This is a genomic window from Colwellia sp. SU-HH01217, from assembly GCF_057543495.1.
Genome location: NZ_BAAJLX010000007.1, coordinates 82018 through 107151 on the forward strand (window position 1 = coordinate 82018; position 25134 = coordinate 107151).

A 25134-nucleotide genomic window follows, 5' to 3' on the forward strand; every position below is an offset into this window, starting at 1 on the left:
TCTATATGCGTTTATAATTTTTCTGCAATATCATGTATAGCACTTACATAAGCGGCTATTAATTCTTTACGATTAATAGTGGCACAGGATAAATCACTGTCATTATCAATAAAGAATGGCTCTGCAATTAGACAAGGGGCAGAAGTTTCTTTAAGTAAATATCCACCTCTATCTTCAACTGTTTTGGCTTTAATACCTCTATCAAATAAAGCGAGGGCGGAGACTAGTTTCTGTTGTAATACAGTTGCTATTGCTTTGCCTTTTGCTGACTTGTGGTAATAGAGTACTTCGGTACCACTTACTTTTTTGTTAAGACTCTAACTGTTGAGCTTGCTCTAACTCAGTTTCTAAACGTTTTGTTTCATCGGCACGTGGCTTGGTGAAACGGGCTAAGGCAAGGTACAAGACAGGGGTTAAATAAAGCGTAAAGATTACCGCAATTCCAAGCCCACCGAACACAACCCAACCAATTGCGTTGCGTGCTTCAGCACCGGCCCCGCTTGATAATATCAAAGGTAAAGAACCTAGCAGTGTGGATAATAACGTCATTGTAATCGGACGAAGCCTTGTACTTGCTGCTTCTTCTACAGCTTGGCGCACATCCATACCTTTATCGCGTAATTGGTCGGCAAATTCGACTAGTAGAATAGCATTTTTTGCGAGTAGCCCAATCAGCATTACTAAACCTATTTGTGAGTAAATATTAATAGAAGTGCCTGTTAAAAATAAGGCAAATAAAGCAGCAGCTATACCAAAAGGTACGGTGGCCATTACAACTACCGCACTGTTAACGCTTTCAAATTGTGCTGCCAATACTAATAGCACAATGACGAAAGCTAACACATAAGTCATCGTCACTTCGTTAGCGGTCTCTTGAAAAGTAAGTGCTTCACCTAAGAAAATTAATCCTATGTTATTGGGTAAGTTTTCAGCACCAAGGCTTCTTATTTTCTCAACAATCTCTTGTAACGGAAGATCCTCAGGCAGCTCCATTTCTAATTCAATTGCTCTGCGTTGAGCTTGACGCTCTAATTCTGCAGCAACACCTTCTTCCGAGATATAGGCTAAGCTCGAAAGCGGTACTAGATTACCGTTACTAGAGCCAACATACAGGTTACTTAAATCTGTGGGATCTTTAATTTCCTCTAATTGGGCTTGTAAAATAAGAGGAATGGCTTGATCACCCACATTTAAATCAGCAATATCATCACCATTAATTGCAACGCGCAACGTGGTGGAAATATCCGATAATGGCACACCCAACTCTTGTGCTCTTCGTCTATCAATATTCACTCTAAGTTGCGGTTGAGTAGGTTGGTAAGAAATTCTTGGTAAACCTAGTTCAGGTAATTCCTGTTGAATAACATTAGAAAAGCTTTGGGCTGCTGCAAATATTTCATCATAAGTTTGGCCAGTAAGAGCTATTTCTAAACCGCCACCTTGACCTCGTAAATTCAAACTATTAGATCCAAAAGCTCTAGCAGGAGCACCTGGTATGGCAGCAAGAGGTCCCTTTATTTCATCTATAATATCTTGTTGTGAACGGGAACGTTCATCCCAGTTTTTAAGTGGTACTCTAATAAAAGTAATATTAGGATCCCACTGACCGACCACAGTTAATATCGAATCGATATCACCTTCGCTAACATAAGGGAGTAATATTTCCTCCATTTTATGTGCTTGTCGATCCATAAAGTTCAGACCAACACCATCTGGGCCACGCGCAAAAATTCGAATATTGCCTCTATCCTCAGTGGGCATCAGTTCTTGATCTAACACATTGTACAAGCTTATTGCGGCAGAGGCAGCAAGTAAGCTCGCCAAAAATATATACCAAGCCTTGTTCAATGCAAAGTGTAAAGAGCGTTGATACAAGCCAACAATACTTTGCCCTAAAGTAGCTAAACGAGTAGGTTTATTTTCTTTTAGAGGTAAACGTGCTGTTAGTGCAGGTACTAAGGACAGCGCGACAAAAGATGAAATAATGACAGAAATGGCTAAAACACCACCAAACTCTCTAAATAAGCGACCAGCTGTTGATGGTAAAAATGCGATAGGGACAAAAACGGCAACTAACACGGCGGTTGTTGCTACGACAGCAAAAAACACTTCACGAGTACCAATAACCGCAGCTGCACGGGCACCTAAGCCCATGTTTCTTCGGCGTTGAATGTTCTCTGTAACTACAATAGCATCGTCAACAATTAAACCTGTCGCTAAAACGAGTGCTAATAAGGTCAAAATATTAATTGAGAAGCCCATTAACCAAATAGCCGATAGTGCGCCAATTAGCGATACTGGAATTGATAAAGCAGGGACTATAGTTGCACGACCGGAACCAATAAATAACCATAAAGTAGCGATAACTAAAATGATTGTTAATAACAAGGAGGTAAAAACTTCTTCTACTGAACTACGGATAAACTCAGCATCATCAGAGGTTACCTGCATTTCTAACTCTGGAAATCTGCTTTCCACTTGTTCCATTAGTGCTAACACTTCATCAGAAATTGCAATAGTATTTGAGCGTGCTTGGCGGATAACACCTAAACCAATAACAGGTTTTCCATCGAGACGAACCATGTTTCTTGCATCGGCAGGCCCGAAATACACATTAGCGACATCACCAATACGAGTGTTATCTCTTATAATAATATCTGATACTTGTTGAGCATTAATTGAGGTTGCATCAGCGCGAACAATCAACTGCTGATCATTTGCTTTCATACTACCTGCAGGGACATCGAAAGGCGCTTGACGAAGCGCAGCAGCAACGTCAGTAACAGATAAGTTAAAACTGGTTAGCCGTAAAGGATCTAGCAAAACTCTTAGAACACGTTCTCGATCGCCATTTAATTGTACATCTGCAACACCTGGTATACTTAAAAATAATGGAGCTAAATCTGTTTCGACTCGTTCTGTTAAGCTTTCTAAATCGAGGGTTTTACTTGATACAGCAATACTTACAACCGATTCTGCATCATTGTCTGCTTTGATAATTGCCAATCGCTCAACGGTGTCAGGCAACTCTCTTTGTATTCTACTTACTGCTTCACGAACTTCATTCGCGGCATCATCTAAATTAATACCGGGTCTAAACTCAACCCTGACACGAGCGCTTTCTTCTTCACTCTGGGCGTTAATTGATTTTACGCCACTCACTCGTGCAACAGCACCTTCTAGTTTACTGGTTACTTCCGTGTCGACTGTTTCAGGAGAGCCGCCTGGAAGGGCTGCAGTGACTGAAACAATAGGTCTATCAACATCGGGAAGTTCCCTCACTTCTATTGCATTAAATGCGGCTAATCCTGCGATAATAATCAACAAGTTTAAGACAACTATGAGTACAGGACGACGAATAGATAGTGATGGTAAATCATTTTGATTTACTGGTTGACTCATGATTGATTTCCCTTAGTGTCTACCGAATTAACCGCTTGACCTTCACGTAATCGCTGAACACCTTCGACAATGAGCTCATCTCCTATATTTACATCGCCAGAAACCAGTAATCGCCCACTTAACCTTTGTTGGATTTTTATATCCACTTTTTTTGCCTGACCATTTTCAGCAAGCCAAATATAAGCATTGATAGGTCCCCACATTAGCGCTGCTTCTGGAACTACGGCGAATGCATTTCCTTCGACCTCTATTCCTACTCTAAAGCTCATCCCCGGGCGGTATAAGTCTTCTTTATTGTCTAACAATGCTCGCACGCGAATAGTGCGATTTGTGAGATCAATTCTAGAATCTATTTGACTAATTTCAGCAGTGATACGTTGTTCTCGTGCTTGCCAAGGTGTTAAGACGACACTGGCTTTTCTTTGTAACATGGAAAGTGCACTTTCTGGCGCATTGAAGTTGATTAATAGTTTATTGCGTTTATCTATCGTGGTTATGGCTGTCTGCAATCCAATACGATCGCCAGTTTCGACATCAGTCAAACCAACAACGCCAGAAAATGGCGCTCTAACGGTTCTATCTTCTAGTTCTGTTTTTGCTTCAGTTAGCTGAACTTTGAGCAGGTCACGTGCGGTCAAAGCGTCATCCAGTGCACTTTGTGCTATAGCACCTTTTTTACGACTTTTTTCAGACCGATCAACGGTTCGCTCTGCATCAGCCAGTTGAATAATGACACGCTCCAGAGCAACTTTTTGCCGACGAGAGTCAAGCTCCAATAAAACGTCATTAATATCCACAAATTGTCCTGGCAAAAACTTCACAGCTGTCACTTTATCCGCTACTGCAGGGTAGACAACAACAGAGTTAATCGCTTCGGCAGTACCAACAGTTTCTACACGTTGAGTTTCTTTTTCAAAAACTATAGGGGTTGTAACCACTTGAGCGGGTCGGCTAGCGCCTGCATTTTGCGCGTTAACTTGGCTTGCAACTATTGTTAAAAGTATCCAGGTAGTGTGGCGAATTAATGCCATTTGGTTTCCTCAATTTATACTTATCATTTTATTTTGCTTAATATACGGTGTTTTAAGGTGTTTTGAGCTATTAGGTAAGAGGCTTATCGATGAACTGTTGATGTTTTAAGGTGAATGACAATAGTTAATAACATATTAACAAATGACAAGTTTACTGATTATTTGCTATTAAATAGAGAATAATTTTTAGTTTTATACTTCATATGAATGATTTTATGAAGCTTAGTTTATTAAGTGTGATTGATAAGTATAAATTACTGTCTGTATTGAGGATTACCGAGTTGAATAATGTAAATACCTTGACCACACAATAAAAAAGCACCTGATGAATGGTGCTTTTAGTATGCAAAATAGTTGTTTACTATCTTTTAGATCTTCTTGATGCTAACCCCATGAGACCCAATGCAAGGATAGCAAGAGTAGATGGTTCAGGAACTTGATTTACCGCGACCCACATGCCTGTAGGATTAATAAATCCATAGTCCCGAACAAATTCGCCAGAAATATAGACAACTTCGGGGGAATTTGAGAATCTTGCATAGCCTACATCTGCATTAATAGAGTCGATCACAGATATTTTACTTGAATCTAGTACCATTGAAATCCCACCTAAATCTAAATCAGCTAATGTCCAACTTATTAATGCGTCATTAGAATAGAAGCTAAAATCAATTATTTCGGTTGTTCCTGTTAATGTGCCGGCAGCAACGGCAGCATCAGATATTTCAAAATACCCACCCCAACCATCGTCTGCATTGCCGTCACATGTTATTTCGTCACATTTGAATTCATAAATTACTCCAGCATTAGCGAACCCACAAACAGATAAAATTAAACTAATAAAAGCGGCTTTTAATATTTTTGTATTCATTTTATTTTCCTTTGTAATAATCTCTTGAAAAGAAGGTTAATAATTTTTATTGTATTTTTTTAAGTATTAATCAGGCCGAAGTATAAAGTTGCTATTTTTTCAATAGCTTAAAGCATGGTAAAAATAAAAAGAGATATTAGTGTAGAGTAAGCATACACTTAAGTTGTGGTAATATTTTGTATGATTAACAATATTTTAACAGTCAGCAGAAACTATTACGTGTATATATAAAACAGATAATGTGATGTTTGTGTTTATAACCTATAATTGCTTGTATATAAAAATAATAATTTTTTCTTATATTTAAATGAATAAAAAATATTATATATCATTAGTTTGCGCATTTATTATCTGTTCTATATTCCCTGGTGTTGTTTATTTCTCATCTTTTGATGACGATAATGATAAAAAGCAGATCAAAACGACATATCTCTTTGAAAATGTTGATGGGCCTATTCAACCTATTCCAAGACAATTAACCATTGATAAAGAATGGCTCATTTTAGGGAAAGCACTATTTAACAGTCCACTCCTCTCCAAAAACAATACTATTTCTTGTGCATCTTGCCATATGGTTAATTTTGGTGGTGACGATGGATTCCCTGTGTCTACTGGAATTAATAATGCTCAAGGGGAAAGGAATTCACCTACTGTACTTAATGCAACTTTCAATTTTAGACAGTTTTGGGATGGGCGTGCAAATACATTAGAAGAACAACTGGTTGGGCCCATACATAACCCTATAGAAATGGGGAGTTCATTCGAAGAGATCATTGAGAAATTATCTTCAGATGATTATTTTAAGGTTACATTTAACCGATTAAGTGCAGAAGGTATAACAGCAAAAAATATAATCAAAGCAATTACCACTTATGAAGAGTCATTGATCACACCGAACTCGCCAATTGATATGTATTTATTAGGAAATAAAGATGCCCTAACTGAGCAACAAATTCGTGGATTGAATTTGTTTATTGATTACGGTTGTTCAACTTGTCACCAAGGCCGAAATATTGGCGGTAATATTTATCAAAAATTAGGCAGGATAAGTGATATTCCAGAAATATTAACATTAGATAAAGGCAGATATGCACTTACTAATGATTCTATTGATGAATATGTCTTTAAAGTACCAACATTACGTAACATTGCCGAAACGGCTCCCTATTTTCATAATGGCTCTGTTAGCACTTTACCAGAGGCTGTTCGCATTATGGCTGCTTCTCAATTAGGTAGAGAGTTAACTAATAATGAAGTAGAAGATATAGTCGCTTTATTGCACTCGTTCAGCGCAAAATTACTTGAGGTGCACTAAAGTGAAAATGCCCCAATATATGCCAGAATATTTATGCTTATTAATGTTTACTGCTTGTTCAATAATGTGGAGTCTTTGCTTTACCGAAGAAAATAAGTTGGCAAAACAACTCAATGTATTGACAAATTTAGAGTTAACATTGTCTCAGCATCAAGTGCAATTATTAAATGCAAATTTTAGTGATCAGTTACATTATGATAATTTTGCACAATTAGAATCACAAATTGAAGGAACGTTGCCTCAATTATCAGGTGAACATGAATTGAAAGAGTTACTGACTCATTATACAGAAAGCTCCCAAAATTATATTCAATTAGTCACAATGCTTAAGACCTCTCAGCGGTTAATAAGCAAAAAAGAAATAATTTCAAACGCTAAACTAATAGATTTAATGGATATCATTCGAATAGAGATATTCGCGTTCATTACTTCTACTCATAGTCGTTCAAAAGACAAGGTTTATCAGCTATTAACGTCGAAAAACCTTGCTGAAAATTCTATTGAATACGAACAGTATTGGCAACTCTATAAACTTCATACTTTGTTCATTCTCGACAATTTAGAAAAATCAACTCAACACCGACAGAGTTTAATCGACTTACCTATTATTGATAGCATAATAAAAAGTATTAACCTTAAAAATCAGGCTGTTAACTCTGCAAGAACGCTCACCTCTTTATCTGGTTTTGGAAGTGTTTTAGCGGTGCTGTTTGTTTTTATAATTATTCTAAAACGACAGCAGCAAACCTTAAAAGAAACGTCCTTGGCTTATAAAAAAGCTGTTGAGGTTAAAACACAATTCCTTGCTAATATGTCACATGAAATTCGTACACCAATGACAGGGATCATTGGTTTAATTGAGATTTGTTTAAAAACCCCATTAAGTGAAGAACAACAAAGCTATCTAGAAAAAGTGGAGTTTTCAGCGAAATCTTTGTTAATTATTATTAATGATATTCTTGATTTTTCTAAAATTGAATCTGGACAATTACACATTGAAAAAGTATCGATTAAACATCATAAATTAGTCGACAACCTAAATATGATGTTAGGAAGAACAGCTGAAGAACAAGGTATAGAGTTAATCTTTGATTTAGACCCTAATATACCGACAAATATTATCGGTGATCCCGTTAGACTCAACCAAATACTACTCAACTTACTCTCTAATGCTGTCAAGTTTACTGAAACTGGACATGTCATATTAAGCACATCCATAGTTTTTGATGAGCAATATAAAAACCCAAATCGCATCCTATACCAAATTGAAGATACGGGAATAGGGCTATCTTCTGAGCAGCAAGATAAGTTGTTTCAACGCTTTTCTCAAGCTGATGAATCAACCACCAGAAAATACGGTGGAACAGGTTTAGGCTTGGCTATTTCTAAACTGTTAGTTGATTTAATGCAGGGAGAAATTTGGGTGGAAAGTGAGTTAGGTAAAGGGTCAACGTTTAAAGTGAGTCTTCCTTTAATAGAAGATAAAAACTGTAAAGAAACGCCTTCAAAAGATATCTATGAAAACTTGCGTTTATTGCTACTCGAAGATAATAAAATCACCCAAAAAGTGGTAGAGAAAATGGCATTGTATTTTAATGTGCATATCGATATAGCATCGACCATAAAAGAAGCAGAAATATTTTGCCAAAACAATAACTACGATGTTGCTTTAGTTGATTGGAACCTAAAAGAGGAAAATGGTTTAGACTTTATTAAGCATATAATTAGTACAGATTATTGCCCTTCGTCTTTAGTTGTTTGCAGTGCATATAGTAAAGCCTATATCGAAGAAAACTCTACTGTAAATTGTGATCTGAAATATTTAGCAAAACCGCTGACATTTGAGAGTTTTAATCAAGAACTGTCAGATCATATTCATAAAGATGTAGAGCACAATCAACAACCAAAAATTAGCAAAAAAACGAACAAACAAACTATCAAAGTTGATAGCATTTCTACTTATGACCAACAAAGCATTTTATTGGTTGAAGATAATAAGATTAACCAGATTGTCGCTACTAAATTATTACAGAGTATTGATTTGAAAGTCGATGTTGCAGAAAATGGTGAAGAGGCGATTGAAAAAATTAAGAAAGGTAAATACTTTGTTGTTCTAATGGATATTCAAATGCCTGTAATGAATGGGATCGAAGCAACAAAAATATTGCGAAAAACATATAATCATCAAGAGCTTAAAATTATCGCTTTAACTGCAAATATTACAGAGGAAGAAGTTACTTATTATGAAAGTATAGGCATGAATGGTCATTTGGGGAAACCATATGAACTTGAAAAAATAGTGAAAATGCTGACTCAGTATTTAACATTGCCAAAAGACATAAATTAGAACTTACTGTTTCTTTGAATAAACATAAAAGACAAGCTAGCTCCGCTACTGTGTAATTCAGCGTATTAAACAACTCAGCCTTTGTTGAGGATGAACATTTGCCCATAACCCCAATCTGCGACTTCAGGATTTAACGGGTCGATATTCAATGCTAAATCTAAGTGTTTTTTAACATTAGCTTTATTACCTAGCGCTACGTTAATAAGTGCTAGGCCTAACTCGGTTGTTGGCAGTTCGCTATTGCTGAATTTTGCTGTCGTTTAAATTAACTTGAGCTCGGCTTAACAAATATTTCTCTAGCAGCTATTTTTCCTTACTTCTTCGATAAATTTCTTGCAATAGGCCAGCTATTGACGCGAAATTTGCCTTGAATTAAGAAAAACTATCAAGCTAGAGTGGAGTAAAATAATTATTTACCTATTTTTCAAACTGTTACCCATCTCTTAAACCGAGTTCAGGTTAAATTAGGAAAGCCTAATTGGGAACTTGCACCTGATAGTAATATTGCTTATTTACTTGTAGTGAAATGGAAATTAATTAACATTAATAAAATGAGCATGGATAAAAAGACGCTAGCAATTGATAAATTTCTAAAAGTACTAAAAGAATGACTTTAATAAAGACAGTAATTTACGGTATTATTTCTATTAATTAAGATTCGATTTTCATGGATGATGTTATTGTATGATTTTAAAAGATAAAACATTTCAAAATGCTGTATCTCTAACAGCGAAAGCAGGGCAAAAACAAGAACAAGATGTAGCTTTCTTTTTAAGGCGTGCTTTCAAAAATCATAAACAAGTTTATGTTATTAATGACTTCAAGTTTACTCACAATGATGAAACAGCCCAAATAGACCATTTAATTGTTTATACCTATGGTTTTGTGTTAATTGAATCTAAAAGTATTAAAGGTGAAGTGAAGGTAAATGACTTAGGTGAATGGACTCGTAGCTTGAACGGTAAATGGTCAGGAATGGCTTCACCAATAAAGCAGGTTGAATTACAACAAAAACTACTTCGAGAAACGTTACATGCTAATCGAGAAAGCATTTTAGGTAAGTTGATGGGTATTAAGCAACAATCATTTGGAATGCGCTGTTGGGATAATGTATGTGCTGTTTCAAGTAACGCCATTATTGACCGCGATTCAATGCCTAGTAATGTGTCAAAACAACTTGTTAAAACTGAGTTTCTGGTTGATAAGCTTCTCGAAACAATGAAATTGAAAACTTATGCCATCACTAAACTTAATCCTTTCGATACCCGGCCAGGCTTCAATGACGAAGAATTAAAGTCGATAACGTCATTTCTTATGGCTCAAGTAAATAATAGATCTGTAATACAGCAACAAGTTAATGAGCCTAAAGTTGCGTTTGAAATACCAAAAGACATAACAGATAAGATTGAAAAAGCTACTGAGTCGGTACTTCAATGTAAATTGTGTGGCGAAAAGTCTAATTATGCAGCGCAATATGGTCGCTTTGGCTACTTCATTAAATGTAATAAATGTGAAACGAATACAACAATGAAAATGCCATGTGTTAGTTGTGGTAGTAAAAAAACAAAAGTATCAAAAAAGAAAGAAAGTTATACGCTTAATTGTTGGGACTGTGAGACTAGAGCAATATTGATTTAATCATTTTTACTGAAATTCTTTAACCATCAGAGCTTACAACATAATAATCATGCTGATTTTTATAGGTTGTCATTTGCCCGTTATTTATAAGCACAGCATATTACTCACCTATTCGACTGCTTAAATGCCTTAATTCTGTCGCAGGAACACCCCAATTCAATTCACGTTCAAGCCAAGACATTGCTTCGCCAAGTGACTGTATTATTTGCATTTGAGTTAGTGCCATTGAGTGAATCCTTTATTTTTTTATCTGATACCAGCATGGTGAAAATTATTATAGATATTTATCCTGCTGAATTTAGTAAAACATTACTGTATAATCTCGCCCAATTCATTAAAGCCTTTACAAAGCCCCTGACTTTGCAATAAAGGCAGTTAAACCACCATTTATGACGTTGCTCTTCTCTTTATTAGATAAAAAGCACCAGTAATAGAATAAGAGTAAGTAGAGATATCTATGACCGTAGAACAATTCGACCCAAGTACAAGTAACTCAAATAAAAGCCAAACAACCACTTTAGACATTCCATCTAAAATGATTGAAGAGCAAAGTAAGTTAAATAACAGCTCAAATCGCGCTGCAAAGATAGGCTTTCTCAGTCTCGGCTGCCCAAAAAATCTTGTCGATAGCGAACGCATTCTTACTCAGTTGCGCACAGAAGGTTACGATGTAACTAACAGCTACGATGATGCTGAATTAGTGATTGTAAACACCTGTGGTTTTATTGATTCAGCCGTACAAGAATCGCTTGATACCATCGGTGAAGCATTAGCTGAAAATGGCAAAGTGTTAGTTACCGGTTGTTTAGGCGTGAAGAAAGATGAAATAATCGAACTTCACCCTAATGTATTAGGTGTAACAGGGCCGCATGCTTACGATGAAGTGCTTAATCAAGTCCATGAGCATGTTGCTAAACCTGTACATAATCCGTTTATTGATTTAGTACCGGCGCAAGGCGTTAAATTAACACCTAAACATTACGCTTATTTAAAAATATCGGAAGGTTGTAACCACCGTTGTACTTTCTGCATCATTCCTTCAATGCGTGGTGATTTAGATTCGCGTCCTGTTGGCGACGTATTAGGCGAAGCCAAGCGCTTGGCTGATTCTGGCGTAAAAGAGTTGTTAGTTATCTCGCAAGATACTTCGGCTTACGGGGTAGATGTAAAACACAAGCTTGATTTTTATGAAGGCATGCCAGTTAAAACTCATATGCAACAGCTTTGTGAAGAGTTAGCCAAACAGGGCGTTTGGGTGCGCTTGCATTATGTTTATCCTTACCCACATGTGGATAAAATTATTCCCTTAATGGCTGAGGGTAAAATACTGCCGTATTTAGATATTCCATTCCAACATGCCAATAAACGTATTCTAAAATTAATGAAACGCCCTGGTAGCTCAGACAGAGTATTAGAGCGTATTGCTAAATGGCGTGAAATTTGTCCTGAACTAGTGATTCGCTCCACCTTTATTGTTGGTTTCCCAGGTGAAACAGAAGAAGAGTTTGAAGAGCTATTAGCCTTCTTAGAAGAAGCGCAATTAGACCGTGTAGGTTGTTTTAAATACTCACCCGTTGAAGGCGCCACTGCGAATGAATTACCTGATCATATTTCTGATGAAGTAATGGAAGACAGGCTGCAACGCTTTATGGCTGTACAAGCAAAAATCAGTGCTGATAAGTTACAAGCGCGTATTGGCCAAGAGTACCTTATTCTTGTAGATGAAGTGAATGAACTTGGTATAGTTGGGCGCTCATACATGGATGCACCTGAAGTTGATGGTAAAGTGTATTTGTCTGATGATTATGACGCTAAGCCGGGCGATCAACTCTGGGTACAAATTATTCATGCGGATGAACATGATGTTTGGGGTGTTCGCGTTGAAGACGAAGAAGATTAACTAACCGTTATGATTATTCTTTTAAGGTGTGGCTAATAAAATAAGCTAAACATTTTTTATCTAACAGACTCGACTTCTTTGTCGTTGTTTTTTTTGGCTACTTTAACAAGGTGTTTGCTTTAAATTTTTTAATATTGAGCAATCACCTATTAATTCATTCGAGCATGATGCTGCTAATTTACTCAACGATTTTTCAAGCAACTGCAACTCATTGATAGTAGTTCGTACTTTTTCTAGTTGCTGCTCTATCATCAGATCAACCTCACTACATGATGACATTTTATCCGTTTGAACTTTAATCAAAACCTTTATTTGTTCAATCGGAATTTGTAGTTCTCGACATCGCCTAATAAAAATTAAATTATCAACATCCGACAAACTATATTCTCGGTAACCATTACTATTACGTAAAGCTTTAGGTAGTAAGCCAATTTCTTCATAATAACGAATATTTTTACTGAGTACATTTGTTAATTTTGATAACTGATTTATTTTCATTTCGCTTGACCTTACACCCACTGTAAGGTTTATGATGAATGATACATATGCCTAATTCAACCATTAAATTACTCAGTGTTTTTGCTTTACTAAGCGAAAGTATTTAAAACAGTAATAACATTTTAATGCAGGAATATCACATGCAAAATAAGCTTTTTGTACTTTTTAACAGTGCAAAAATATCACTGTTATCCCCCAAAAAGTTGACGATGAAAAAATGTATTCTTACCAAAGTATTGATACTTTCTTTTTTCACATACAGTGGGGTTTCTTCTGCTCAAAATGATTTCGAACAGAACCAACCCAAACACACGTTAACTTTATCTACTGCTATTAAAAAAGCGCTAAAAGATAATCCGTCACTTAACGTTTTTAAATTTCGTCAAACGGCTATTGAAGGTCAACTTCAACGTCAGAGTTTAACCCCAGGTTATGAACTTGAGTTCGAAATGGAGAATTTTGCGGGCACAGGCGAAATTGGTGTGTTTGAGAATAGTGAGTTTACTGTTTCACTTTCTTCAATTTTAGAAATGGGCGATAAAACATCCGCTCGAGTAGCTGTTGTCAATAGCCGAAGTTCACAACTGGCGGTTAAACGTAAAATTGAAGCATTGAATTTACTAAGCGAAGTTACCCGCAGGTACATTAATATTCTTGCGGCACAAGCGCGATTATCATTAGCAAAAGAAGCTAGCTTACTTGCCCAAGACGCATTAGGTGAAGTGGAAAAACGAGCAAAAGCAGGCGCGGCTCCTGAAGTTGAAGTTAAGCGGGCATTAGCTGCATTAGGAAATGCTCGTTTAGTTACCGCTTCTGAGCAACAAAGGTTTGATTACGCAAAAGTATTTTTAGCGATGATGTGGCAAGAAACATCACCAACATTTACGCAAGTCGAAGGCGATTTATTTAAATTCTCAGCAGATGTTTCCTTTGAAAAACTATACGCGAAAGTAGAGCGCAACCCTGAAATTTTAATTTATGCAACACAGTCACGTTTAAAAGAAGCACAAATCCGTTTAGCAAAAACAGAGTCAAGTACAGACATAAAATGGTCTGTTGGTATAAAACAGATTCAAGAGCTTAACGATACCGCATTAACGGCAAGTATAAGTGTGCCGTTATTTGCTGAAAAACGAAATTCAGGTGCAATACTTTCAGCGCAAGCGGCACGTGATGAAGTAGCGGTAAAAAAAGAAGCGGCATTACTAGAGCTACACAATCAATTGTATCGTGCTTATAGTAATCGAAAACAAGCAATTTTCACTGCTGACAATCTGAAAAATTCCATAATTCCGCTACTAACAGACGCATTAAACGAAACTCAAATTGCCTACCAACGAGGCCTTTACAGTTATTTAGATTATTTATCGGCTAGGCAAGAACTGCTTTTCGCTCGCAGTGCGTTAATCGACTCAGCAGTTGCTGCTCTGCAATATGGTACTGAAATAGAACAACTGATAGCAGAGCCTTTACCTGCCTCTCAATATGGTTCAAGAACACCTATCTATCATGATTTTTAACGTAATAAATTTAGCATAACGAATTTTTGAAGGTTTACATGACAACAAATTACCCCAAGATACTTTTATTCGCTGTAACACTTAGTGCAATTACCGCTGGCAGTTACGTAATGGCTAATGAAGAGGATAACAAGAGAGAACACCATGACACTCCTCATGATGGTAAACATAAAGACAGCCACGCAGATGATCATTCAGATAGCCATGCAAAATCAATAAATGGCGAACATGGTGAAAACGAGCACAAGTCTGAGCACATAGATGAACACGGGCATGGCCACGATGCAGAAGAAGGGCATGTAGAAATTAGTCTTGAAGATGCCAAAAAAGCAGGCATTGTTAATGCTCTAGCAAGTACGGCTCAAATCAATAATAGCTTCACCGTTTATGGACGCTCAGTTATCAAGCCTGATGCTATTAGCCAAGTAAGCGCCCGTTATTCAGGTTTAATTACTCAATTAAACGTTAATGTGGGGGACGTTGTTAAAGCTGGTGACATTATTGCGGAAGTTGAGTCGAGCAAAACCTTAAAACATTACAATATTCTTGCCTCTATTTCAGGCATAGTAACAAAGCGGCATGCAAACGCTGGCGAACTTTCAGCAGAAAAACCGCTAATAACGATAGAGAATTACGATAAACTCTGGGTTGAATTTAAAGTATTTCCGAGCCATCAGTCACTAATTGCTAGAGGCCAACAAGTGACGATCTCATCGACAACATCATCAGTACAGTCAAATGTAGTACATTTACTCGCTAACAAAAACCAACCGTTTATCACAGCAATAGCGACTATCGATAATAAAAAGGATAAAAATAACAAACGACTGTGGTCACCAGGGCAAATGCTACAAGGCAGCTTAGTCACGAGTCAAACAACAGTAAAAGTTGCGGTTGATAACCGTGCGTTTCAAGAAGTTGAAGGAAAAAATGTTATTTTTATCGTAAATGCCAATGGTTATGAAACCCGCGAATTAACCCTTGGAATTACCGATGGTAGTTTTACAGAGGTGTTATCAGGAGTAAACGCTGGTGAACAATATGCTGTAGTTAACAGCTACTTACTTAAGGCCGATTTAGGCAAAGCTGGCGCAGCGCACGTTCACTAGGAGTTAACGATGATTGAAGTAATATTACGTTTCTCTATTGCGCGACGTTGGTTGATGATGAGTATGATCCTAGTGCTAATTGGTTTAGGGTTTTGGAGTTATCACAAACTGCCCATTGATGCTGTTCCCGACATTACCAATGTGCAAGTTCAAATTAATACCCGTGCACCGGGATATTCGCCACTAGAAACCGAACAACGCATTACCGTGCCCATTGAAACGGCAATTAGAGGCATTCCCAACTTATCTTATACGCGTTCTATTTCGCGCTATGGTTTATCACAAGTCACCATTGTATTTGACGAAAATACAGATTTGTATTTCGCCCGTAGTTTAATAAATGAAAAGCTAGGCGCACTTAAAAATAAATTACCGAGTGATTTAACGCCTGAAATGGGAGCTATTTCAACAGGGCTTGGTGAAATATTTATGTACAGTATTGAAGCATCAAATGGTGCGCTTCAAGCTGATGGTACGCCTTTCGATGCAACCGCATTGCGTGAAATTCAAGATTGGATCATTAAACCGCAGTTATCACTTGTCTCAGGTGTTACTGAAATTAACACTATTGGCGGCTACGACAAACAATATCACATTACGCCATTACCGAGAAAACTGCTGGAATTTTCACTTTCATTTGATGATATCCACCGCGCATTAAAGACTAACAATAGTAATCGTGGTGCTGGTTACATCGAGAAAAATGGGCAACAACTCATGGTGAGATCGCCGGCACAGCTTGCCTCTATTAGTGAAATAGAGCAGGTAGTTGTTAAGCTTATCGATGACACGCCCATCACAATAAAAGATATTGCCAAGGTGGCTATTGGTAAATCTTTGCGATCAGGCGCAGCAACGCGTAGCGGAAAAGAAACTGTTATTGGCAGTGCTATGATGCTTGTTGGTGAAAACTCACGGGTTGTTGCATTAGCTGTAGCAGCAAAGCTTGAGCAAATAAAACTGTCGCTACCTAAAGGTGTAATTGTTGAACCCGTGTACGATCGCACAACTCTTGTTGATAAAGCGATGTACACAGTGCAAAAAAACTTGGTTGAAGGTGCGCTACTGGTTATAGCGGTGTTATTTTTATTATTAGGTAATATTCGAGCTGCGTTGATTGCCGCCGCGGTTATTCCTCTTGCCATGTTAGCCACAATCACAGGCATGGTAAAAGCAGGTGTGTCAGCTAATTTAATGAGTCTTGGCGCACTCGATTTTGGTTTAATTGTTGATGGCGCAGTTATTATAGTTGAAAACTCAGTCAGGCGATTAAGCGATGCTCAAAGAGAAAGTGGTCGTGTTTTATCTCAAAAAGCACGTTTGAAAGTCGTTTACTCAGCGACTAATGAAGTGATCAGACCCAGCTTATTCGGGATTTCTATTATTACCATTGTTTATATACCGTTATTTAGTTTATCGGGTGTGGAAGGAAAGATGTTCCACCCTATGGCAGCTACTGTCATGATGGCGTTAATTGCGGCACTGGTTATTTCGCTTACCATAGTACCGGCAGCTGTCGCTATTTTTATGAAAGGCAAAGTGAATGAACAAGGAAGCCGCATTATTAGTGGCGCTAAAACTCTTTACAAACCGATTTTAATTGGAGCAATGAAAATACGGTGGTTAATATTAACTGCATGTAGTGCTTTAGTAATATTTTCACTTTGGTTAGCTAATACACTTGGATCTGAGTTTATTCCTCAGCTCAACGAAGAAGATTTACTTTTGCAAGCAATTCGTATTACAGGAACCAGTCTGAACCAGTCTGTAGAAATGCAAAAACAACTAGAGATTGAAATACAAAAATTTCCTCAAGTAAAAAATGTATTCTCACGCATTGGTACGCCAGAAGTCGCTAATGATCCTATGCCACCAAACATAGCCGACACTTATGTAATGTATCAACCTCGAAATCAATGGCCAGATCCCTCTTTGAGTTATGAGCAACTCTCCGCAGAAATTGTCGAATCTTTATCTGGACAATTGGGTAATAATTATGAATTAACTCAACCGATAGAAATGCGCTTTAACGAATTAATTTCAGGGGTAAGGGCAGATGTTGGCATTAAAGTTATCGGCGATGATTTAGAGCAATTAATTCGATCTGCTAATGCAATAAGAGAAGTGATTGAGAAAATTGATGGCGCACATGATATTCAAGTAGAGCAGGTAACAGGTTTACCCATGCTATCTATTACTCCTAAACGTATGGAACTTGCACGTTATGGCTTGAGTGTTGCGCAATTACAGCATACAGTCGCCACAGCAATTGGTGGTGAAAATGCAGGCGCTATTTATGAAGGAGATCGTCGTTTTAATATGGTAATACGTTTGCCTGACAGTATCCGCGAAAACATTTATCGTTTAGGCGAACTCCCAATTGCTATACCCAATTCAGACTCGTTTAATAAGGGGAGAAACACTCATATTAATTATGTACCCTTATCAGAAGTTGCTGAGCTTAAAATTGCTCCTGCGCCTAACCAAATTAGTCGTGAAAATGGTAAACGCCGTATTGTCGTTACTGCGAATGTGCGCGGTACCGATTTAGGTACATTTGTTCAGAATACTAAACAGAAAATTCAACAAGACATAGAAATTCCAGCAGGTTACTGGCTTGAATATGGTGGTGCTTATGAGCAACTAGCATCAGCAAATGAGCGATTAACCTTGGTTATTCCTATAACCTTAGCTGTTATTTTAGGTTTGCTAGTAATGGCGCTGGGTAATTTTAAAGATGCGCTAATTATTTTTTCAGGTATTCCTCTTGCCCTTACTGGTGGTGTTATCGCTTTATGGTTGCGAGATATGCCCTTGTCGACATCTGCAGGTGTTGGTTTTATTGCCTTGTCAGGTATTGCAACGCTCAACGGCTTAGTGATGCTGACTTTTATACGAGAACTGTGTATAGAGCGCGCCGAGTTGATATCAGGAATTATAGACGGTGCCATGCTTAGACTAAGACCTGTTTTAATGACCGCTTTAGTAGCAGGTTTAGGTTTTGTACCTATGGCATTAAATATTGGCACAGGTGCTGAAGTACAACGTCCGTTAGCTACCGTGGTTATAGGAGGGATAATATCTTCTACGCTACTAACGTTACTCGTTTTACCTATACTGTATCGTATTGTTCATCAACGAGAATTTAAGAAAGCCTGACGGATTTAATTTTTATTATTGTTTAAAGCTACTTTAGGTAGCATGTTTAAATAATCTACCTATTACTTTGTCTAGTAATAGGTAGATTTGTTTTTATTCAATCTTTTAGGGCATTTAATATTGTTGCGTAGTTTTTATCGAGTGGGTAACTTCCTTTTGTCCAACCAATACGTATTAATATGGTTTTTTCAGAAGGGATAACCATTACTGATTGTTGTCTGTTTCCCATCATTGCATAAGCATCAAGGGGGAGTGAAGGCCAACGAAGCTGGCTATTTGTGTCGTTTGTTTGGTTATTATTGCTACTTCCTGAATTTAACCAAAACTGATAACCGTAACGACTATCGTTATTACTGCTATTAGGTTGTGAGGCTTTTTTTACCCAATCTGAGGGTAATAATTGTCTCTGATGTGTTATCCCTTTATTGTCGATATAATTAATCACTCCGTTATTTAGCATGAGTAAGCCGAGTCGTGCCCAGTCTTGTCCAGAGGCGTAAATATAAGAGCTACCAACAAATACGCCACTTGAATCAGTTTCAAATATACTATTTTGCATACCTAATGGTTGAAAAAGTTCTTGAAAAAGAAAATTAATATCAGCTTGTGTAGATGCCCCCATTTGGTCATGCATAAAGCGGGTTAGTAGGTTAGTGGTGCCAGATGAATAAGAAAAATGTAAGCCGGGCTTATTTGTTAATGGGCTTTGCATGGCCACATTTGACGCGCTTGGCGCAGTAAATAACATAGCTGTTGCGTCGCTGCCTGGTGCATAGGTTTCGTCGAATGCTAGTCCAGAGTTCATTTGCAATAACTGTTTAAGGGTAATTTCTTTTCTATCGTCATGTTGCCACTCTTTAAAAAGATCAGCTTTTGACATAGTTACCATGTCGAGTTGTTGCATTCTGCCTAACATGATGGCTGTAACGCTTTTTCCCATAGACCAACCCAGTAATGGTGTGGTTTCATTAAAGCCATCACCGTAAAATTGGGCAATAATTTCTCCATTTTTTATCACTAGCATGGCGCGGGTGTTAAGGTTGTTGCTATTGTCTTGTTCGACCAAAGTGGTTACTAGGTTTTGTATGTTGGGATTTATTGTTTCAACGGTATTGCCTGCAGGCCATTGTGCATTTGAGGCACTAAGTGGTGGCACAACTACGCTATCGAGTGTGTTACTGTCACCCATTATTAAGCTACAACCTAGACCAGAACGAAATTGTGCACTGGTTTTTGCCATGCCCATTAAACTTGCTGTCACAATTTTATTGTTGTTATCGTAGTCTAAGTTAACCACTCTAACTGCAGGAGAGTAGCTAGATAAATCTTCAATAATTTGGCTGTTAGATAACCCTGTTATATATTTGGCAGAACATGCTAGTTTGGCGCTCATACCTGTTGAAACACTTACCGCACTGCCTAATTGCCAAATAGAAAAACCTAATAAAGTTGGCGCTGCAAAATGCAATGTGGTTAATACAATTACTATTGTTAATAAAAATTTTTTCATTACGCGTTGCCTTAGTTTTTTCAGCTGTTTATAGCTGTTTTGAATATAAACTAAAGAATAAAAAGCCTGAACTAATCAGGCTTTTTAACTTTTATGTTTTGCGGGTTATAAAGTTACGTTAGAACGAGTATTTAAAATCAACACCAGCCTCTAAGCCTCGGTTAATTCGACCATGTGGCACACCTAGCTCAGTAGCAGCGTAACCACCGATACCTACCATGTAACGTTTGTCTAATAAGTTTTTACCCCAAACACCAATTTCGAAATCGGCATCTTGAGAAGTCCAAGAAAAACGTGCATTTAAGTCTTTTCTGTCAATAAAGTAAGAATCGACTGGTTTTTTGTATTCTTCTAATCCAACTTCTTGAGCATTAAGGTTTTCAACATACACATAATCAACATGAAGGTTGGTATCACCTAAACCAATATCAAGAATCCAATCCATGGTCGCAGTATAATTAAGAGCGGCATCTGTTGTGGTTTTTTGAGCAACAATTAACGTACCCTCTGCATTGTAAAAATCAGGGGTAAATCTATCCGTACTTCTTATTTCACTGACAATACCAAGGGTAAGGTTGTCGCTTACATTCCAACGAAGATCTAATTCTAAACCTGTTATGTCGCGATCTTCATTCATAATAGTAGGAACTGCTTGCAATGAACCTGGCGGTTTAGAGCTAATTGCTGTTTGTAGATCCGTTAATTCAAGCGAGTAAACACTAATATTAGCAACCACTTGATCCCATAAAATTCCTTTATAACCTATTTCAAAGTTAGTGGTTTCTTCTGGTTCGAAAGCTATTAAACTTGGCGTTAACGAATCAAAGCCACCAGATTTATAACCTGTTGAGTATGAAGCGAAAATCATTTGATCGTCTGTTACTTGGTAACTGGTAACTAAACGGCCTGTAATTTGATCCCATGAGTCAGATGTCGTCATATCTGCTTGAGGAAATATTAAGTTGTTTACACCTGGACGTACTTGAGCAAACTCAGTTACTGGGATATACCAAGAGAAATCTTTCTCGTCTTTTGAATAACGTAAACCACCAATAATATTCCATTTGTCAGTTACTGAATAATCAACATCGGCATAAATTCCCCAGTTAGTGAAGTCTCCATGATTGGTAATACTTTCACGCCAGAATTGACCTGTGTAGCTTGGACCAAATATCTCTTGGAAATTCATTTGGTTAGCAACAATATCATAAGTTGCATCACCAGTAGCACTAACAATATCGCCAGTAAGTGGCATACCTGGCATACCAAGAGCAGCCATGATCGGATCTGCAAAGCCTAAACCATTAAGTGCATTTGCCCATTGATCAGGGTTCCATATATGATCCAACGGAAAACCATTCACTTCATAAAGCGTATCAACAGCACCTTCAAAGGTAACGCCCGGTCCAAAAGCTGCTGCAGCAGCTTCATCCGTATAACCGCCAATTTGTGAAGCAACTTGATCAGCGACACCTGCTTTAATGGTATTGTTTAATTCACCTGTAACTAATCTTGCCGCACTGTCAGCTGTTGGTGTTAACCAAGTAATTTGGTTGACCGACTCTTGCGAGTATGAAAAGCCAGCAACAGCATTCACTTTGTCAGTTATATAGTTAAATTGAAGCTCGGTATACATAATATTAGAGTCTTCATTATTGACAGTGTCAAAGTAACGTGTGATGTCGCCCGTGCCATCTTCATCTTGACGATTGTAAGTTTCCCATTCACGATAACTAGCAATGTATTTCATTGAAAATTCATTGTTAAATTCATGATTTAATTTAGCTATTACGCCATACATATCGCGAGTTTCTACGCCATCGTTTACATCATTTTCAGCTTTTGAGGCAAAGGGATCATTACCGCCACCATAAGCATATTCACTAATACCTACAGCCATAGAAGGCGCTTGATTTAAGTCGTCCCAATCGTAAGAAATTTGGAAGTCTGTAGAAGATGAAATATCCCATAATAAAGAAACTCGTGCGGATTGATGTTGTACAGCACCTAAATCCCATATTTTCTCGCCCTGATTCCATTCTGGTCGCGCAACGTTTTCAACAATGCCATCTTGTGCAGTATTCATGTAATTTGCACGGATATAAACACTGTCGGTGATAGGAATATTAATCATACCTTCGTAGCGTTGTAAATTGTCTGTGCCTAAGGTGCCTTTAATAAAGCCTTCAAAATCTTCGATTGGGCTGTTAGGAATAACACTGACTACACCCATAGCAGCGTTTCGACCAAACAGCGTACCTTGTGGGCCTTTTAATACTTCTACGCGAGCAATATCTGAAAACATAACGTTGTGAGCAGCTTGAGGCATGTAAACATCGTCAAAAAACGAAGCAGAAGATGGATCGCCTCCAACACTAATACCAGGGCTTGAAATACCGCGCATGGTTATACCATCTTGGGTCATGGTGCCGTCACCAAACTCAAAACCCGGAATAAATTTATCAAGATCGCTCAGTAAAACATCACCACTTTCTTCAATTAAGTCGCCAGTCACTGCCCCCACAGTTACTGGTACCTTTAAAATGTTTTGCACCCGCTTTTGAGAAGTTACGGTGAGTACTTCTACATTGGCTTCTTTTTCTTCAGTATTTTCTTCAAATGCTTGAACCCATAAAGGCATAATAGCGATGCTCGCCATTAACGCTTTAGTGATCAAATTCTTTTGTGGAGAAAGGGGATTGTTTTTGTTTTTAAACTGCTTCATTTTTGTTCCTCATACATCGAGTGTCTTGTTGTATATTTATTATTTAGGTACTGATTGTTATTCAGCTTATTTTTATTGGATTTTTTTTCTATTTGCACAATAGTACAATAGGATTTCGGTTTTTGTTAAGTAAATTCTTCTTTCGCACTTTTTATCATGATTTTTCTATAAATATTAGGAACTAAAGCATTTAACCAAAAGGCAATTTTGGAAACTTTTCCTAAGTATAACTTCTGTTTCTTATCAGCAACGGCTCTAATAATTTGGTTTGCTGCATCAGTCGGTGAGAGCTGTTCACCATTGGTGTTTTTTTTCAGGGCTCCAGGAGAAGATAAGCCGCCATTAACATTGGCTTTTAATTCAGGGCGAGACTTTACAAACGAAGGGCATACCACTAATACCGAAACGTCATCATCAACTATTTCACAAGCAAGCGATTGAAAAAAGCCTTCCATGGCATGTTTGCTAGCACTGTAAGCAGAGCGCCCATATAAAGGGGCATATCCCGCAACACTTGATATAGCAACGATTTGACCTTGTTGCTTGCATAAATAAGGTAGACACAATCGAGTGATACTTACACTCGCACTAAAGTTAACTGCCATAATCGCGTCAAAATGTTCTGCAGAGGTTTGTTTGAAAGTACTCATGTGAGTAATCCCTGCGTTATTGATTAAAATATCTATTTGACTAAAGGTCGTTATCACTTGTGATATTGCTTGTTCTAATGCATTTTTATTCGTGATATCAATCGCAATAGGTAATAAATTATTGGTAGAGGTTAAGGTATCAACATTAAGATCTAAGGCTGCTACATTCGCACCTTGCACTAATAATTGATCAATTAACGCTGTTCCCAAGCCACCAGCTCCACCGGTAATGACTATGGTCTTATTAGTAAAAAAGTGATTAGAAACGTTATTCATTTGAAAAGTTACTCAGTTGACGAATATTTCTCAGCAGTATTGCACTCGCTAAGGTGCCAATGATAATAATGCTAGCAATAATTTTTAATGAAATTGCAGGGGAGGTTGCTTGAGCGATTATGCCCACTGTTATACCACTAAGCGCAGGGATCACTTGGCTAATAATACTATAAAAACTCATAATTCTGCCGCGATATTGGCTGGCTGAAAAGCTTTGCAAGCCCGCGACAATAAAGCTTACGGCAACACCACCACTTATTGCGGTTAGGCACAATAATATAATTGAAACGACTAGTTGTGTTTCACTGCCAACCAAACCTATACCAATGCCAGCTATAATAATAGCTACTAACAATACAAGCCCAACACGACCTTGATTTTTTAGCGCCATGGCAATAACACCACCTACAATTAATCCGAGGGCGATTAAACTTAAGTAATAGCCTTGTCCTGCTTCACTTAACTGTAATGTTTCTTTCGCAATAGTGGGAAAAATAACTTGCATAGGTCCCATCATTAAATAAACGAGAGTTGACAATAATAATAGGTGAATGATGATGGGGGTTTGTTTAATAAAGTAAAAACTGTTTTTAATTTCTTGGATCGCTTTTTCAGGCGCTTTTGGTAAAAATGAAAAACGTAATGGCAGTAAAATAGCACTAGAGCAAGCAAATAAAGTTGCAGCACAAAGTAAAACGATTTGCCAGTCAAACGTTACTTGAACTTGTTTAATGATTAATGGTGCTAAGCCAAAGCCAGTCATTACCATTAAATTTAAGGCTATGGCAGCGCCTGCTAGTTTTTTAGCGTTAACATAATAAGGTAAAGTTGCAAAACGCGCTGGTGCAACAAAAGACCAGCCAATGCCAGAAAACAACGCAGCAAATAATAGTAAGGTTTGTTGTTGTTCTGTGGACGAGTTAGTCGCAATGTAGAGTAAAGCAATGCTAATAAAGAAGCTATTTTGCGCAACTAAAATAACTTTTCTTGGTGAATAGCGATCACAAAAAACACCGGCAAACCAACCGAGAATAAGTGGTGGTCCAAAGCATAAACCATAACCTATCCCTGCTAAAGAGTGGGAATTAAACCACTCTAAGGCCAAAAATATTATGCTGTAATTGACAATATGTCCGGCAATAAAAGCCATTAAGCATGAACAAAGAAATGCAGGTAAAGCCAA

The 25134-nt window shown here is 37.6% G+C and carries 16 protein-coding genes and 1 pseudogene; 7 read left to right on the top strand and 10 right to left on the bottom strand.

Annotated features, from left to right (window positions below; genetic code table 11):
* Positions 1–11 precede the first annotated feature (11 nt).
* The 4 genes and pseudogenes from AC27G3_RS10710 to AC27G3_RS10725 form a co-directional block, all read right to left on the bottom strand.
* A pseudogene (locus AC27G3_RS10710) lies at positions 12–299 on the bottom strand (N-acetylmuramoyl-L-alanine amidase); the annotation flags it as partial.
* A gap of 10 nt (positions 300–309) precedes the next feature.
* Entirely contained in the window at positions 310–3402 is a 3093-nt protein-coding gene (locus AC27G3_RS10715) for an efflux RND transporter permease subunit (protein WP_487121408.1), read from the bottom strand.
* The gene (locus AC27G3_RS10720) at positions 3399–4433 is read right to left on the bottom strand and encodes an efflux RND transporter periplasmic adaptor subunit (RefSeq protein WP_487121410.1); all 1035 of its coding nucleotides are present in this window, start codon (positions 4431–4433) and stop codon (positions 3399–3401) included. Before AC27G3_RS10720 ends, AC27G3_RS10715 begins: the two co-directional genes overlap by 4 nt.
* A gap of 361 nt (positions 4434–4794) precedes the next feature.
* Complete coding sequence (locus tag AC27G3_RS10725) at positions 4795–5304, bottom strand: PEP-CTERM sorting domain-containing protein (RefSeq protein WP_487121412.1); 510 nt, start codon at positions 5302–5304, stop codon at positions 4795–4797.
* Between the two features lie 307 nt (positions 5305–5611).
* Between AC27G3_RS10725 and AC27G3_RS10730 the strand changes: the two genes are divergently transcribed.
* The 3 genes from AC27G3_RS10730 (at position 5612) to AC27G3_RS10740 (ending at position 10604) form a co-directional block, all read left to right on the top strand.
* Entirely contained in the window at positions 5612–6619 is a 1008-nt protein-coding gene (locus AC27G3_RS10730; RefSeq protein ID WP_487121414.1) for a cytochrome-c peroxidase, read from the top strand.
* A 7-nt stretch (positions 6620–6626) separates the two neighbouring features.
* Positions 6627–8966, top strand: a complete 2340-nt coding sequence (locus AC27G3_RS10735; RefSeq protein ID WP_487121545.1) for a response regulator — start codon at positions 6627–6629, stop codon at positions 8964–8966.
* Between the two features lie 684 nt (positions 8967–9650).
* A complete protein-coding gene (locus AC27G3_RS10740; protein WP_487121416.1) occupies positions 9651–10604 on the top strand; it encodes a nuclease-related domain-containing protein in 954 nt (317 codons plus the stop codon).
* Positions 10605–10704: 100 nt separating this feature from the next.
* Here the strand turns inward: AC27G3_RS10740 and AC27G3_RS10745 are convergent, their stop codons facing one another.
* Complete coding sequence (locus tag AC27G3_RS10745) at positions 10705–10830, bottom strand: hypothetical protein (protein ID WP_487121418.1); 126 nt, start codon at positions 10828–10830, stop codon at positions 10705–10707.
* 231 nt (positions 10831–11061) lie between these two features.
* Here AC27G3_RS10745 and rimO point away from each other — a divergent pair, with 231 nt between their 5' ends.
* The gene (gene rimO / locus AC27G3_RS10750; RefSeq protein ID WP_487121420.1) at positions 11062–12504 is read left to right on the top strand and encodes a 30S ribosomal protein S12 methylthiotransferase RimO; all 1443 of its coding nucleotides are present in this window, start codon (positions 11062–11064) and stop codon (positions 12502–12504) included.
* 102 nt (positions 12505–12606) lie between these two features.
* Here rimO and AC27G3_RS10755 read toward each other — a convergent pair whose 3' ends face one another.
* A complete protein-coding gene (locus AC27G3_RS10755) occupies positions 12607–13002 on the bottom strand; it encodes a MerR family transcriptional regulator (RefSeq protein ID WP_487121422.1) in 396 nt (131 codons plus the stop codon).
* A 140-nt stretch (positions 13003–13142) separates the two neighbouring features.
* On the opposite strand from AC27G3_RS10755, the gene AC27G3_RS10760 reads away from it, so the two are divergent.
* Genes AC27G3_RS10760 through AC27G3_RS10770 form a run of 3 tightly spaced genes read left to right on the top strand, consistent with a single transcriptional unit; the run spans position 13143 to position 18790 of the window.
* On the top strand, positions 13143–14522 hold the full coding sequence (locus AC27G3_RS10760; protein ID WP_487121424.1) for a TolC family protein: 1380 nt from the start codon (positions 13143–13145) through the stop codon (positions 14520–14522).
* Positions 14523–14560: 38 nt separating this feature from the next.
* Positions 14561–15631, top strand: a complete 1071-nt coding sequence (locus tag AC27G3_RS10765; protein WP_487121426.1) for an efflux RND transporter periplasmic adaptor subunit — start codon at positions 14561–14563, stop codon at positions 15629–15631.
* A 9-nt stretch (positions 15632–15640) separates the two neighbouring features.
* Positions 15641–18790 carry an efflux RND transporter permease subunit gene (locus AC27G3_RS10770; protein WP_487121428.1) on the top strand — a complete coding sequence of 1050 codons (3150 nt, stop codon included), beginning with the start codon at positions 15641–15643 and terminating at the stop codon, positions 18788–18790.
* Between the two features lie 97 nt (positions 18791–18887).
* On the opposite strand, the gene AC27G3_RS10775 is transcribed toward AC27G3_RS10770, so the two are convergent.
* The 4 genes from AC27G3_RS10775 to AC27G3_RS10790 form a co-directional block, all read right to left on the bottom strand.
* Positions 18888–20300 (bottom strand): serine hydrolase domain-containing protein, encoded by a 1413-nt coding sequence (locus AC27G3_RS10775; protein ID WP_487121430.1) that lies wholly within the window; start codon positions 20298–20300, stop codon positions 18888–18890.
* A 118-nt stretch (positions 20301–20418) separates the two neighbouring features.
* The gene (locus AC27G3_RS10780) at positions 20419–23025 is read right to left on the bottom strand and encodes a TonB-dependent receptor (protein WP_487121432.1); all 2607 of its coding nucleotides are present in this window, start codon (positions 23023–23025) and stop codon (positions 20419–20421) included.
* A gap of 125 nt (positions 23026–23150) precedes the next feature.
* A complete protein-coding gene (locus AC27G3_RS10785) occupies positions 23151–23951 on the bottom strand; it encodes an SDR family oxidoreductase (RefSeq protein ID WP_487121434.1) in 801 nt (266 codons plus the stop codon).
* Positions 23944–25134: an MFS transporter gene (locus AC27G3_RS10790; protein ID WP_487121436.1), complete on the bottom strand. Its 1191-nt coding sequence runs from the start codon at positions 25132–25134 to the stop codon at positions 23944–23946. Before AC27G3_RS10790 ends, AC27G3_RS10785 begins: the two co-directional genes overlap by 8 nt.